Genomic DNA, 14,687 nt, shown 5'->3' with positions numbered 1-14,687 from the left:
CAGGCGGGGCGGGTGGCGGAGCGGTTGGGGGGGATTTTGGAGGGGTGAATTAGTTGTGGGGAGCTGGGGCGTAAGCCCGACACGAAGCCCGCCGGTTGAAAGCTGAACTGAAGGGCCCTGGTCGTATCGGCTGAATCGACACGCCCGCAAGCCCCTCTCACGCTTAAAGACTCTGCATCGTTCGGCATTTGGGGAATGCCGAACAACCCCAAAACTGCTGCCCTGCCTTCGCCCCTGATTTGGCGGTCCGAACCAGCAGCGCATTGCCACATTTAGGGCATTGCCGCTCGGCTGTCGGGTCGCTGCGGCGTTTCAGGTTTTGCACATGCTCGCGGTGAGTAGCGCGGGTAGGGGCACGGCGGCCGGTTTGCAGGGTTTGCAGCATGGTGTTCACATCGGCCTCGGTGAACACCGGCTGATTAAACGATTTGATGTAGCGAATGAACTTGCTGCCTTGGGTAACGTTTGCAGGCATCTGCGTTTTGAACGTGCTGTCACCGACGAAGGTGATCACCGAGTGCAGGTGCTCGGCATTCACGCCCAAGGTCGTTTCCAGTGCTTTGAGGTGCTTGTAGTTCTGCCGCAGCGGGTTCTGGAATTTGAACGTGCGCTTGTAGAGCTTCTGCGTCCACTGGGGCTGCTTTTCGCTGCCGAAGATCCAGCCGTTCATATTCTTCGTTTCGAGCACGAAAATACCGTACACCGAGACGAAAACGTGGTCGATCTGGGTGGTGCCGTCCGGGGTGTCCAGGGTGATGTTGTGCAGGCGGCGATAGGTTTGCTCGTTCAGGTACAGGTAGGCGAAGTAGCGTACAAGCAGCTCGCCGAGGTAGCCCTTTACACCTGGAGACTTGAGTGCGAAAAGCAAGATGACGAGGGGGATGAACCAGCTCAGGGGGATCCAGTGCTGGGCGATGATGGGTGTGAAGTCCATTTCTTACCTTCCAAAAATATGGGTGACAGCGGCTATTCCAGACCGCTGTACGAACAGCCGTTGACCTAAAGGCTGGCTTTTACTTGAGCGATTGCTTCCCCGAGACGTTCGGTGAACCCCGACTCACCTTGATGGCTCATTACCAGGCGATCGACTGCGCGTGTCATCGCCACGTATAGCAAGCGCATCTCGTCAGCTTCATCTTCGCCCTTGGCTGGCATTTCATGCAGGCGCGGGATCATCACAAAACCAAACTCCAGCCCTTTGCTGGAGTGCATGCTGACGATTTTTACCGAATGGTGGGCGTAAAGCTTTGTGCGCTGAGAGCTCACGCGTGCGGTGGTGTAGGGGATACCTGCCGCCTTTAGCGCCTCTTCAACCCAGAAGGCCTGCTCGGTATGCCGGTAAATGACCGCCATGTCGTCCCAGGCTCTGCCGTTTTCATGTTCTGACCTCAGCCTAGCAACCAGGCATTGCGCCTCTTGTGCAGCCCCAGCAAGGCTTAGAAGCTGTGGCATCTCACCCCGGCGACCTGCACTTTGGGGTGCAAGCACAGGTACATGGTCGTCTTCGGCGTCGCGTGCGCTTAGCAACTCCTTGGAGAATGCATGGGCAACCGACAGCACTTCCAGCGTGTTGCGATAATTGATACGCAGCACCGTGGTACGGCCAGAAGCCTTGATGCCCACGCTGGCAAAACTGAACGCCAATTTTGTGCTCGGCGCCTTGCCGCGATAGATCGCTTGGGCGTCGTCATACAGTACCAATAGGTCCTCGCGCTCACGATCCACCTGATGGACGACTAAGCGGAACCACTCGGGTTTGAAGTCATGCCCTTCATCAATCAGGATGGCACCGTACTGTTCGGGCGCGAGGGCGCCGCTTTCCATTTGCCGAAGCACCTCTTCTTCCAGTGCTTGAATAAACTTCGCCCCTTTCATTTCGGGGATGGCGAGTTTTGCTTGGGTCAGCAAGCTGTGGCACCAGGCGTGAAAGCCTACGACGGTTACCTTGTGCTCCTGGCGGTGCTGTTGCAGCACCTGGTTCAAACGCGCGGCAAGTGTTTTGTTGAAGCACAAGACCAGCACCGGTTTAGTGGCTGCGCGAGCCAGGTACAAGCAGCGATAGACCAGGATCATGGTTTTACCGCTACCTGCTACACCATGGATCACCCGATGGCCATCGCCCATTGAGCGCGCCAACTGCTCTTGCTGAAGGTCCATCACTTTCAGCAGGCAGGGAAGGGGCGCGTCTTGTTCGCTGAACAACCCGAACTGGGCGGGGGCAGGGCTCAAGCGGATCTCTGGAAACAAGTGATAACGCACTCGGTCGATCTGTTCTGGTACCAGATGCACGGGAAACTGATGGACCAGCATCTTGCAAACCTGCTGTTCGAATACGCTGCTGTCGGCGGTTTCGTACATCTCGTCCTTGCAGATGACCCGCGTCCCCTCCATCGCGGCACCAAGCTGTCTTGCCTCGAACTCTTTGCGAGTGATCTCGGTGAGCACCACCCCCCAGCTGTACGGCATGATCAGCTTGCCGGGCCGGTAAGCCTCAGCACCTTGGGTCAGCGCGCTGTCTTTCTCCAGTGCCTGAACGGTTTCAAAGGCATTCTTGCGGGCCTGCGCCAGGGGATTGATAACGGTTTTTTCCTGACCATCATCATATTTTTTCACATCGCTGGCCGTTATCGAGATTAGCGAAGTCGTTTTCCAGTCTTTGACTTCGAGCACTAATAGCCCGATTTTCGGGTGCAACAGGACAAAGTCAGGTTGCAGACCCTTTGGGCCTACTGGCACGTTGAACCAGCATAGCCAGTCGTGTGAGAGCTTTTTCTCGAGTCGCTCCGCCAGGCGTTTTTCGCCGGGAGCGTCGAAGCGACAGGCACTGAGTGCCGGGAAGAGTTGGGCCATATCCTTATCGTCCATATCCAAAAACGCCGTGCACAGTAGGATTTAATGCTGCGAGGTGCAAATCCAACAGGAGGAGGGGGCGGTTTGGGGCAGCGGCGCTGGGGGATTCACTGACTGCGATTTTGGGCCGTGAGGGGAGGGCTGGGGGTAAGCGTTAAGCCGAGGCGGCTTACTTGATTTTACCAAATAGCAGCTGATAGGGCCGGGGTAAGTTGAATCGACGGATTAATATATTGATTATTAGGCTTAATTTCGGTTTGGATTTTAGCCTGGAATACCAACTGGAATGCTGAGATACCTAATCCTAGCCTGCCAACAAACAACAGTGACGACTGTAAGTCGACCTGCGCCCAAATCGCGGTCGACCTGGTCGAAGCGTCAGCCTGCTTCGACTGACCTGCGCGAGCTCCTGATCCGATCGTCGGCCCGACTCGACACCGACGCGGCGCATCGAACTGAAGGCATAGCCCGCCATCAGCCTGCACTGCACTTGCCTGAGGTTTTTCACCCCGATCAGATGTACCTAGAGGGCTGCTCTTAAGCTAAGCGGGTAGATGGGAAATCGCTTCGCTTCAGGATGCCGAATACAGGGGTTGAGCTTTCAGCTTTACGACAGTTACGGCTCAAGCTAAGGTGCTGGCATAAGGACATTATCTCCCTCCATTTGTCCACGGAAGGTTATAGGGTGCACGTGGTGCGCCGGCCCATTCCGAGTTTGTGGCGCCCCGAAGCGCGCGCTTGGCAAGGTGCTGTCATTGATCCAACTGGATTGGTCTTTGACGCATCAGTGTCGGTAATGCGGTCATGCTGAACATCAAGAATTAATTGAAGGCGGAAGGTATGGATTTTTCGACGTTGGTGCACCTATGGGGTGCAGCAAGCTCTGAGCAGCTGATCGCACCCAAAATGGTTGTTGGTCTCGTTTTCATTCTTTGCGCTTGGTATTTCGTCCGTTACTTCTGTAGGTCATTCAAGCTGAGCGCCAAGCTGAAACGTTTGACTGCAAGCTTGCAGAGCGTAAAAACTCTCGCTCCACCTCTTCGGCGCTCTGAGCTGGAACGTCTGTTCAGTGGCGGCAGGCTGGAGCATTCCTGGCGCGAGTATGCTGAAACGCTGCACGATCAGTTCGAGCTAAAGGAGGGCGAACAGGTCCTTGTCCGATCGCGAGCCACCGCAGGAGCTGCACACTTCTTCTCGCCGCAAAGTGTGGTTGATACCCCGCTGGGAACCGAATTCTATAAGCACCTGCCTGGTATCTTGACTGGTATCGGTATTGTCGGAACCTTCTTCGGCTTGATGCTGGGGCTTCAGCACTTTGACCCGAGCACGCCTGAGCAGGTTAACGCTAGCGTGGATAAGCTGTTGAAAGACGTGCTGTTCGCTTTCATCGGCTCCTTCATTTCAATCATGGCCTCTATCGCTGTCACGCTTACTGAAAAGTGGCGCTTGGGGCACTGCTACAAGCTGCTTGAGGCACTCAACGAAACAATCGACGGCCTTTTCGACAGCGGAGTCGGTGAGGAATACCTTGCCGAGCTGGTGCGATCAAGTGCTGAAAGCTCGGTGCAAACCCGCCAGCTAAAGGACAGCCTGGTTACCGATCTGCGGGAAATGCTACAGAACCTCGTTGATACCCAGGTTCGTGAAAGCCTCAAATTGGCAGATACCTTGTCCACGACGTACCGTGACTCAGGGCAACTGCTGGCCGACCAAGTGAGCGGCGCAATTGAAAATAGCCTCAAGTCGCCGCTTGAAGCTATCGCGGGAGCCGTGCAGGCCGCCAGTGGCGATCAGTCCGGGCAGGTGCAGAACCTGCTTCAGGATGTTCTGGTGGCGTTCATGAACAAGCTTGAAGGTACGTTCGGCCAGCAGTTCAATGGCCTGCACGAGTTGATGGGCCAGTCGGTTGCTGCCATGCAGTCGATGCAGCAAGGCTTCTCGACGCTGATCCAGGATATGCGTTCGGCTAGCGAGTCTTCGAATCAAAGCAGTTCGACCATGATTGCCCAACTACTGGCCGATATGCAGGCCGGACAAAACGCCATGCAAGCGGGGATGAACGAGATGCTTGCCAATCTTCAGGCTTCGGTTGCCCGTATCGGCAACGAAGGCGAGGGGGCTGGCGCGCGAATGGCCGAGCAACTGGAGAAGCTGTTTGCTCAAAGCGAGGCTCGCCAGCAGGCAATGGCGGAGAATCTCCAGGCTTTTGTCGAGTCAATCAAGCAGAGCATCGGCCAAGGCCAACAGGAAACCATGGCCAAAATTGCAGGCTCGGTCGAGGTGCTGGGTGAGCAGCTTTCTGCAGTCTTCAAGCAACTGGAACAGGGCCAGCAGCAGATGGATCAATCCACCCGCGCTGCCCAGGCAGACCTGCACCAAGGTACCCGCGACCTGGTGGGCGGCCTCGACGAGCAGGTCAAGGCGTTGCTGCAGACGGTTTCCGAGCAACAGAAGTCTGCCCAGGACACTGTCAATGCATTGAGCGCCCAGACAGAGCAGCATCTGCACAGCATGCAGCTAGGTGCGGACAAGATGCGGGCGGCGGCTGAGAGATTTGAAACTGCCGGGCAAAGCGTTGTGCGCGCCAGTGAGTCGACTGCAGGGCTGATGAGTACAGTTCAGGGCGCAGGGGCTGAGCTTGCACAGGCGTCGCGTGAGCTGAACACCGTTGTCGCGGACTATCGGAACAATCGTGAAGCGTTAGCGAAAACGCTCGCTGTCATCGAAGGGGTAGTTGCCAGTGCTCAAGGGGAAGCCAGCGGTCGCAGCCAGTATCTCCAGGACCTGAAGGTTCAAAGCGAGCGGATGCAGGCGCTCAACCGTGAAGTGTATGAGTACCTCGAAAACATCAGTGGTGTGCTGGGTAACGGCTTCAAGGAATTCGGTGAAGGCATGGACCGGGCGTTGAGACAAACCCTGGGTAGCCTCGACACCGAGCTCGATAAAGCAGTCAAGAGCCTCGCTGGCGGTGTGGAAGGGGTCAAGGAAAGCCTTGAAGACTTCGGCGACATCATGGAACGCATCAGGCGGTAACGGAGGCTAGTCGATGTTTGGTAAGCAAATGCCTTCGGCTGCCCGTTCAAAGGACGAGGGAGAGAAGCCTTTCTGGATTTCCTTTGCTGATTTGATGACCGCGATGATGATTCTGTTTCTCGTGGTCATGGTCGCGGCTTTGAGCTCCGTGACACAGCGTATCAACCAGTCGGAGCAGGGGGAGAAGCAGCGTAGCAAGGACATCAGTCAGATTTGCGAGCACCTCAGCCTCAAGGCGAAGACTGCCAGCAAGACCATCGTCGTGGACTGCAAGGACAACCGGATCAGCTTCGGCGATGCTGGCCGCTTTGGGCATAACCAGTACGCGCTGAGTAACGATGGCCAATCGGCACTTCAGGAGGTCGTGCCGATGATTCTGGACGCGGCCAACAGTGAAGAGGGGCGCAAGTGGTTCAAACAGGTCGTGATCGAGGGATCTACCGATACCGACGGTTCCTACCTTTATAACCTGCACCTGTCACTGCAGCGCTCGGAGTGGGTGATGTGCAGCCTGCTCGATAGTCGCAGCCCGCTCCAGGTCGGATTGTCGCCGGAGCATCAGCAGCAGATCAGATCGATGTTTCTGGCGGGTGGTGTGTCGTTCAACAATGCAAAGGACACCAAGGAAGAAAGCCGGCGTGTGGAGTTGCGCATGCAGTTCTTTGGCTTGAAGGAGAAGGAGGGCAATCTCAAGCCTGATGTGCCGGTGTTCACTAACACTGATGTGGAAAAATGTCAGTTGGCGATGAACCGATGACCAGTTCGATCGCGAGGCTTTCCGCCGCCATTAGCCAAAGCCTGTCAGCTCATCGCACGGTGCAGGCTCCAGAACCGTTGGAGCGATTTCCCCGTCTGGCTGCTGCGGGAGTCGATCTTTACGAGCGATTCGAGCGCGCAGAAAAGGCCTTACCGCCACCCGAAGAAAAGCGCCGTGCTGCGATAAGCAAGTTTCGCAATGTACTACCACTCAACGCCTCGGAATGGCGCTTGGTTTTCGCCGGCCTTTCCGACAAAAGTGAGCGCGTCGGGCCGATACTGGACGATGACCAGCTTTATGCCCGGGTGCACGAAGAAGTACATCAGCGTATCGAAAAGCGAAGACTGAGCCGCCGGGATTGGTTGGCGCTGTGCTTCAGCTACTTTGGCTACGACGCTGCCAAGCCTGCGCAGAATGCCAATTGGTGCCTGTTGCGCGAAGACGTTCAGCTCGGTTTCGAATGCGTCAGAGACCAGCAGAAGCGAGTGAAGGAATGGGTGCAGATCGTTCAGCAACATCAGGAGCTTTTTTCCGAGCAGGCAGGTGCCACGCTGGGTGACCAGATGTTCAAGGGCGAGATTAGCGACCTTTCGGCATTGCAGACGATTGCGCAGATCCCGGACAACAGCTGGCTGTGGCGCAGGGTTTTTACCGTACTGATTTCTCGCATTTTCATGTTGGATGACGCCGAGTTTTCTCAGCGCTTGCCCGATCTGGTCGACATCGGCCGACAGCACCCGCGGTACATGAACGACATTCTGAGTGCATGCCTGTCGCGTTACCACTTGGCAGCTTATCGGGAGAAGCCGTCGTCGCTGCTCAAACAGCTGGCGCTAGACAATTGGGGTAGTCCGCAGATCCGCTCTAGACAAAACAGCTGGCTGCAGTATGTCGATAAAGATGTCTGTGCCATGGTTGTGGCGTGGTTTGCGAAGGAGGATCTAGAGCACTTCTTCAACCTGCTCAAAGGGGAGGCAGAAGTCGATCAATCTCGTCTGCATTATTGGCTGCGTTTTGCCAACCAGATGAGTTACACCCGGATTGTCATGGGTTCGGATGCCTGGCATGACAGCGGGCGAGACTTCGTCCACTTCCGAGAGAAGAACAAGGGGCGCCTCAGCCGACTGCTAGGCGGGCCTGGCCATAACAATGCCGTCATCATGCAGATCGGGAACTACTTTTTCGTGGAATTCTCCGGTACGGGTAATGCCTGCTATGTGTATCAAGCAGACAAGTCGCCTTTCAACCCAGACAAGATGCAGCTCGAATTGGCGAGCGAGCTGAAGCAGCCTAATCGTGCACTGGATCGAATGCGGCATTCACCCGCACCCAGCCGCCCGGACCGCATAGAGGGTTGGCTCAGCAAATTCGATTATGCCCTCGAACAATGGGGTATTCGTGTACAGAGTCAGGCCGCAGCGGCAGGCTCAGCCAAAGCGTTGCCTTTTGAAGACCAGGTCCGTGACGCTCTAAAGTCGGTCAAACACAAGGTCTATGATCAGCGCGAGCGCGGCGGTGCATTTCAGGTCCAGCTTGATGATCATGACCCGGCCGCAGTAACTGCACTGCAGCGCCTGGGCTTCAGGCCCGTCAATAACCAGCCACTCCGGTTCTGGAGACAGTAATGCTCAAGCGTTTCCTCAAAGGCATTGGCCTGCAGCCTAACTCGGCAGCAGAAAATACTGAGCCGGTTTTTTCCATTGAAGAGCAGGGCATCTGTTATCCCCTGAGCTTGGCGGAGAGCACGGAGTCCTGGTCGCTGGCGAGTTACCTTGATCAGCTGGAAGAAGAGGAGTTCGTCTCCCAGTTGAGCGATCGCTGGCTCTTGACGTGGGATGAGCTCTACCGGCTGCTGGATGAGCCAGAGCACGAAACAAGCCTGCCACTATTGGGGTTGCCGCCGCAGACAGCCCTCATCCCTCAATTGAGCAGCCAGGGCAGCCTTGCCTCCGACGATTTCAAGGTCTCCATCAGTGGCTGGCGTGATCCGCAGTCCAATGCCAGCGTGCATGTGCAGCGAACGGGGGCCATCGTTCAACATCAGGGAGCCACAGAAACGCTGCCTGAGGCGTCCTGGAAACTGACCGGTGCTATACGGCAGCTTTATCAGGCACAACAAAATGAGCCCGGTGAAGTGACCAACCAGATCGGCTGGGCCAGCATCAGAAAGCTGGCGCGCAAGGCTGGCGCTGGCATGGATGGCTTCCTGGACAAGACCGTCGTTATCAAACCCGAGAAACTGCGGCTCAACCCACGAAAGTCGACGCTTGGCGACACACCAGTTATCGAGTTGCAACCGAGCTTTGATGGCCAGCCGGCCAACTGGCTTGAGAGCTTTGACGGTGCCAAGCAGGTTCAGGATCGGTACCGGATAACGGGTGACGATGGCTCGCTGACTCATGTTCTGATTGAGCCTGAAGTCAAATCGGTACTGGAGTACGTGCGTTCCTTACCCGGGCGTCGGGTTGCTGGTGACGATGCCCTTTCATTCGTCCGTAACCCTTACAGCACACTCGGCGAAAGTGCCGCACACGTGCTGGATGCCGAAGCCTATGAAGACGAGCTCGCTGAGGCCGGTATTTTCTTTCATCGCTTCCATCTGGAACCCAAACTGGATGAAGCGGGCCAGCGTATCGAGCAGGTAACACTGACGCTCGAGCCGATTTCTCCAACCCCGCAGGCGCCTATCGAAATTGAGTTCAAAGCGGCCCATGAATTCGCGCCGCTTGTGCATGAACTGCACCTGAAGTTGGCCGCCTGCATGCCTGCAGGCTTCTGGCAGGGCTATGAGCTGGAACTCAGCGATTTTGATTTGCGCCAGTTGGCAGGCATCAATGACCTGCTCAAGCGTTGGCAAAACGAAGCGGCCGGAATCGAGTTTGAATCGGTCCTGGACCTTTCTCTCTACGGCGACCGTGTGACAGGCATTGGTGAGGCGCAAAGAATTACTTCGCCTTTCCTGGTCAAAGAGGCGACCGAGAACTGGTTGCCGAAAGATGTGGCAGCGCTGGGCATCGACGCAGAAATCCTGGGGCGGTGGGATCCTTCCGATCGTGCTCAATTTGAAGCGTTTGGGCAGCGGCTGGATGAAGCACGCGCTGCCGGTGATGACACGGTCTGTTTGCCAGAGTCCGAAACACCACTCTCGATCGCCGCAGCAGAACAACTGTTGGATGCCTGGTCGAAGAAGATTGCACCTGTCGAGACCGGCCAAGTTGAGCAACGGGAGAAAGTTGGCCGCGCCGTACTACAAATCGGCCACAACATTGACGAGCCGACTTACGTACAGGTACGTCAAGCAGCGTTACGCGCCGCTTTGGATGCAACGCCAGAGTTGCCTGGTTTGCTCAAGCCTGAGGTCGTTCTGCGTGACCATCAGCTGCAAGGCGTGGCGTGGTTGCAGCATTTGTTCCGCTTGTCACCCACGGACGTATCGGGTTGCTTGCTCGCTGATGACATGGGGCTTGGGAAAACGATCCAGTTGCTCACCTTCCTGGTCTGGTACTTGGAACAGTACCCAAACGATCAACCAACACTGATCGTCGCTCCGGTTTCGTTGCTCGATAACTGGGAGCGAGAGCTTCACCGTTTCTTCTTTGCTGACGCGCTGCCTGTATTGAAGCTGTACGGCTCAGCCTTGAGTGCAGTGAAGTTCAAGAAAGATGAAATCCCAGCGGACTTGAAAGCCAAAGGCATCAAGAACCTGCTGCGTCCAGGTTGGATGGGCGATGCCCGAATCGTCCTGACGACTTACGAGACACTGCGTGATCAGGAGTTTTCCCTGGCGCGCCAGCAATGGTCCATCGTCGTGTGTGACGAAGCTCAGAAGCTGAAGAACCCGGCGGCACTGGTGACTCAAGCGATCAAAGCTATCCCTGCACGCTTCCGAGTGGCGTGTACTGGTACACCAGTCGAAAATACCTTGATCGATCTCTGGTGTCTGTTCGACTTCATTCAGCCAGGATTTCTGGGCGGCTTGAACCAGTTCGGTCGCGACTATCAGCGCCCCATCGAAGCCGCACTGGAGCGTGATACGGATGCGCTGGAACGCCTGCGTGGGCTTATCGAACCGCAGACTTTGCGGCGGACCAAGCAGGATATCGCCAAGGACCTACCGGCCAAGATCGAAGACGCAGCATGCCGTTCACTTGGCATGCATGTCCTGCAGCGTAACCTGTATCTGTCCGAAGTATCTGTATACAGCCAGAAGCAGCAGATCGAAGAGCAGCTCGATCAGAAGAGCTCCGGCATGCTGGGGTTGCTGCACAAGCTCAAGCTGATTTGTGCCCATCCTTATAGCGTTCAACCAGACACGCGGTTGCGCGACAACTCCCCGAAGCTTCAGTGGCTGATTCAGACGCTCGAGTCGATCAAAAGGGCTGGCAACGGCGACAAGGTCATCGTCTTTACGGAGTTGCGTGATATTCAGCGTGAATTGCAGCACGCGATTCAGCAGCATTTCGGGTTTCGGGCGACGGTCATCAATGGCGATACCAGTACCAGCAGTCAGAGCGCCAATAGCCGGCAGAGGCTCATCGATCAGTTCCAGGAGCTGCCAGGTTTCGCCGTCATCATCCTGTCCACTATCGCCGTCGGATTCGGGGTGAACGTGCAGGCTGCCAACCACGTCATTCACTTCACGCGTTGCTGGAACCCGGCCAAGGAAGATCAGGCGACCGATCGGGCTTATCGGATTGGGCAGCAGAAGGATGTGTATGTGTACTATCCGACGGTTCGAGATGCAGCGATGCCGACGTTCGAGGCGACGCTGGATGAGCTCTTGAGTAAGCGACGGGCGTTGGCGCGGGATATGTTGAGTGGGGCTTCGGAGCTTCATGCTTCGGATTTTGAGGGATTGCTGGGGGCGCGGTGAAGGCTGAGCCTTTAATTAATCAAAATCACAATCGAATTAGAAAGGTGACGGCCAGCCTCGACACACTGTTAATGCCTGCCTCCTTATGCGGGGTTACTTAGCTATGTGTCAATTTTGCGTGCAGGTTGTTCATTACTGCATTTGCAATTGCGGAGCTTTCAGCCGCCTGAGGGGTTTCCAACGCAGTATCGCCAGCGAGGCCTGCCTGGATTGTTTACCTGTGAGCTTGTCCAGTCTTGGCGCCGGCAGCTCAATGGCCTACGGTGCGCTGAAGTTTGCATCGCAGGTCGCATACGTCGAAGCAGCTGTGGTGTCCATGATGCCGAGTAGGTTGAGCGAAGAGCTATCCGCCTCGGACTCAGCATCGCATTCTTCGTGACGGCGGCATCGATGGCCTATTGGATTACTCGCATCCGCTGTTCTGTGAGCGCAACTGCCTTTGCTTTCTCACCGTGGACAGCTCCCGGCAGCTTCAGGACAGACGGGGGATAGGGATGATCCAGCGGCGTGATCCAATCGCACGGGGGATGTTCATTTCGCCATGCTCTGACGTCACAACGCCGCGCGAGTAGCTTGAGTGGAATACTGGTGCTACCTCTGCGCAAAAAACAACGCGTTCTGATGGGACGCGAGCTTTACCCATGCTGGCTGGATAGATATTGTGACGTCATTCGCACACAGTTAGGTCAAAGAGCCATCAGGGACGTAATCAAGGGTTCTAGCGTACAATTTACGCCGTCCCAATAATCGCCTCGCCAACCAGATATGCGAGGTCAAGGCAGTTCAACGGGACGGATACATGGACAAGAATTCACTGACTGAGCGTGACATCTGCAGCAAATACATCACACCGGCCATCACCGCGGCGGGCTGGGATTTGCACAAGCAGGTTCGTGAGGAAGTCAGCTTTACCAAGGGGCGCATCATCGTCCGTGGCAAGCTGCACAGCCGAGGCGAATCGCGCCGCGCCGACTACATCCTGTATCACCAGGCCAACCTGCCGCTGGCGGTTATCGAGGCCAAGGACAACAAGCACGCGCTCGGCTCCGGTATGCAGCAGGCGCTCGGTTATGCCGAGGCGCTGGATGTGCCGTTCGTATTCTCCAGCAACGGCGACGGCTTCCTCTTCCATGATCGCAGTGGCACCGGCGCGCAAAAGGAAACCGAGTTGAGCCTGGAGCAGTTTCCCAGCCCCGATGAGCTCTGGCAGCGCTACTGCCAGTGGAAGGGCCTGAGTGGCGAAAGCCAGCAGAAAGCCGAAGCCCCGTATTACGACGACGGTTCCGGGCGCATGCCGCGCTACTACCAGATGAACGCCATCAACCGCACCGTCGAGGCCGTGGCGCGCGGGCAGGATCGCATCCTGCTGGTCATGGCCACCGGCACCGGCAAGACCTACACCGCCTTCCAGATCATCTGGCGCTTGTGGAAGTCCGGGCAGAAGAAACGCATCCTCTTCCTCGCCGACCGCAACATCCTCGTCGACCAGACCAAGAACAACGACTTCAAGCCCTTCGGCCAGGCGATGACCAAGATTGCCAAACGGCAGATCGAAAAGTCCTACGAAATCTACCTGTCGCTGTATCAGGCCGTGACCGGCAACGAAGAAGAGAAGAATGTCTACAAGCAGTTTTCCCGCGACTTCTTCGACCTCGTGGTGATCGACGAATGCCACCGAGGCAGCGCCTCCGAAGACTCGGCCTGGCGCGAGATTCTCGACTACTTCTCCGGTGCCACCCACATCGGCCTGACCGCTACGCCGAAGGAGACCAAAGAGGTTTCCAGTATCACCTACTTCGGTGAGCCGGTGTACAGCTACACCCTCAAGCAAGGCATCGAAGATGGCTTCCTCGCCCCGTACAAAGTGGTGCGCATCGACTTCGACAAAGACCTGCAAGGCTGGCGCCCGCCCAAGGGCACGCGCGACAAGAACGGTGAGCTGATCGAAGACCGCGTCTATGACCTCAAGGACATGGACCGCGACCTGGTGATCGAAGCGCGCACCCAGTTGGTCGCCCGCAAGGTGACCGAATACCTGACCGCCACCGACCCCTTCCAGAAAACCATCATCTTCTGCGACGACATTGACCACGCCGAGCGCATGCGTCAGGCCCTGGTCAACCTCAACCCCAAGCGCGTTGAGGAAAACCGCAAATACGTGATGCGCATTACCGGCGACGACAAGGAAGGCAAGGCCGAGCTGGACAACTTCATCAACCCCGAGTCGCGCTACCCGGTGATCGCCACCACCAGCAAACTCATGACCACCGGCGTTGATGCCCAGACCTGCAAACTGGTGGTGCTCGACCAGCACATCAAATCCATGACCGAGTTCAAGCAGATCATCGGTCGTGGCACCCGTATCAACGAGGATTACGGCAAGTACTGGTTCACCATCATGGACTTCAAGAAAGCCACCGAACTGTTTGCCGACCCGGCCTTCGACGGTGAGCCGGTGGTGATCTACAACCCCGAGGGCGACTCCTCACCGGTGCCGCCGGAAGAAACCGAGGGTGAAGAGGGTGACGTGATCGACGGTGGTGCTGGGGCAACCGAAGGTGACGAAACCACCGGCGGCGCTGACGACGATGGCGGCAAGAAGCGCGTCAAATACGTGATCAACAACGTCGCCGTGCACGTCATTGCCGAGCGCGTGCAGTACTACGGCCCGGACGGCAAGCTGATCACCGAATCACTACGCGACTACACCCGCATCTGCGTTAAGAAACAGTTTGCCTCGCTGGATGACTTCCTGCACCGCTGGAGCGATGCCGAACAGAAGAAGGTCATCATCGATGAGCTGGCCGCTCAAGGTGTGATGTGGGAAGCTCTGGACGACGAAGTCTCAGCCAAGCGCGGCCAGCCGCTCGATCCATTCGACCTGATCTGCCATATCGCCTTCGACCAGCCGCCGCTCACCCGTAAGGAGCGCGCCGAGCAGGTGAAAAAGCGTAACTACTTCGCCAAATACTCCGGCGCCGCCCGCCAGGTACTGGAAGCCCTGCTCGACAAATACGCCGACACCGGCGTCGAGCACATCGAAGACATCAAGATTCTTCAGCTGGCGCCATTCAGCCAGATCGGTGCGCCGATTGAGCTGGTCAAGGCCTTTGGCGGCAAACCGGGCTATCAGCAGGCCATTCAGGAGCTTGAGCGACAGCTCTACGGATAACC

7 protein-coding genes are annotated in these 14,687 nt (G+C 56.7%); 5 read left to right on the top strand and 2 right to left on the bottom strand.

What is annotated here, in order from left to right:
• Nucleotides 1-163 precede the first annotated feature (163 nt).
• Together PC358_RS18145 and PC358_RS18140 are read right to left on the bottom strand one after the other, a co-directional pair.
• The gene (locus tag PC358_RS18145) at nt 164-934 is read right to left on the bottom strand and encodes a nuclease-related domain-containing protein (RefSeq protein WP_033701654.1); all 771 of its coding nucleotides are present in this window, start codon (nt 932-934) and stop codon (nt 164-166) included.
• 65 nt (nt 935-999) lie between these two features.
• The gene (locus PC358_RS18140; protein WP_033701653.1) at nt 1,000-2,850 is read right to left on the bottom strand and encodes a 3'-5' exonuclease; all 1,851 of its coding nucleotides are present in this window, start codon (nt 2,848-2,850) and stop codon (nt 1,000-1,002) included.
• Nucleotides 2,851-3,690: 840 nt separating this feature from the next.
• Between PC358_RS18140 and zorA1 the strand changes: the two genes are divergently transcribed.
• The 5 genes from zorA1 to hsdR all read left to right on the top strand — a co-directional run bounded on the left by zorA1 (nt 3,691) and on the right by hsdR (nt 14,685).
• Nucleotides 3,691-5,883: a type I Zorya anti-phage system protein ZorA1 gene (gene zorA1 / locus PC358_RS18135; protein ID WP_033701651.1), complete on the top strand. Its 2,193-nt coding sequence runs from the start codon at nt 3,691-3,693 to the stop codon at nt 5,881-5,883.
• 13 nt (nt 5,884-5,896) lie between these two features.
• Nucleotides 5,897-6,640 carry a type I Zorya anti-phage system protein ZorB1 gene (gene zorB1, locus PC358_RS18130; RefSeq protein ID WP_033701649.1) on the top strand — a complete coding sequence of 248 codons (744 nt, stop codon included), beginning with the start codon at nt 5,897-5,899 and terminating at the stop codon, nt 6,638-6,640.
• A complete protein-coding gene (zorC, locus tag PC358_RS18125) occupies nt 6,637-8,265 on the top strand; it encodes a type I Zorya anti-phage system protein ZorC (protein WP_033701648.1) in 1,629 nt (542 codons plus the stop codon). Before zorB1 ends, zorC begins: the two co-directional genes overlap by 4 nt.
• Nucleotides 8,265-11,513, top strand: coding sequence for a type I Zorya anti-phage system protein ZorD (gene zorD, locus PC358_RS18120; RefSeq protein ID WP_033701643.1), 3,249 nt, complete (start codon nt 8,265-8,267; stop codon nt 11,511-11,513). The genes zorC and zorD overlap by 1 nt, the downstream gene beginning before the upstream one ends.
• Nucleotides 11,514-12,312: 799 nt before the next feature.
• On the top strand, nt 12,313-14,685 hold the full coding sequence (gene hsdR, locus PC358_RS18115) for an EcoAI/FtnUII family type I restriction enzme subunit R (protein ID WP_033701642.1): 2,373 nt from the start codon (nt 12,313-12,315) through the stop codon (nt 14,683-14,685).
• The last annotated feature ends 2 nt before the right edge of the window (nt 14,686-14,687 follow it).

It is taken from the genome of Pseudomonas capeferrum, from assembly GCF_000731675.1.
GTDB classification, from domain to species: Bacteria; Pseudomonadota; Gammaproteobacteria; order Pseudomonadales; family Pseudomonadaceae; genus Aquipseudomonas; species Aquipseudomonas capeferrum.
This window is presented reverse-complemented; position numbering and strand designations above follow the sequence as displayed.

Excerpts from the sequence above, each read along its gene's own strand:
- PC358_RS18145 (WP_033701654.1), bottom strand. The coding sequence starts at position 934 with ATGGACTTCACACCCATCATCGCCCAGCACTGGATCCCCCTGAGCTGG.
- PC358_RS18140 (WP_033701653.1), bottom strand. The coding sequence starts at position 2,850 with ATGGCCCAACTCTTCCCGGCACTCAGTGCCTGTCGCTTCGACGCTCCC.
- zorA1 (WP_033701651.1), top strand. The coding sequence starts at position 3,691 with ATGGATTTTTCGACGTTGGTGCACCTATGGGGTGCAGCAAGCTCTGAG.
- zorB1 (WP_033701649.1), top strand. The coding sequence starts at position 5,897 with ATGTTTGGTAAGCAAATGCCTTCGGCTGCCCGTTCAAAGGACGAGGGA.
- zorC (WP_033701648.1), top strand. The coding sequence starts at position 6,637 with ATGACCAGTTCGATCGCGAGGCTTTCCGCCGCCATTAGCCAAAGCCTG.
- zorD (WP_033701643.1), top strand. The coding sequence starts at position 8,265 with ATGCTCAAGCGTTTCCTCAAAGGCATTGGCCTGCAGCCTAACTCGGCA.
- hsdR (WP_033701642.1), top strand. The coding sequence starts at position 12,313 with ATGGACAAGAATTCACTGACTGAGCGTGACATCTGCAGCAAATACATC.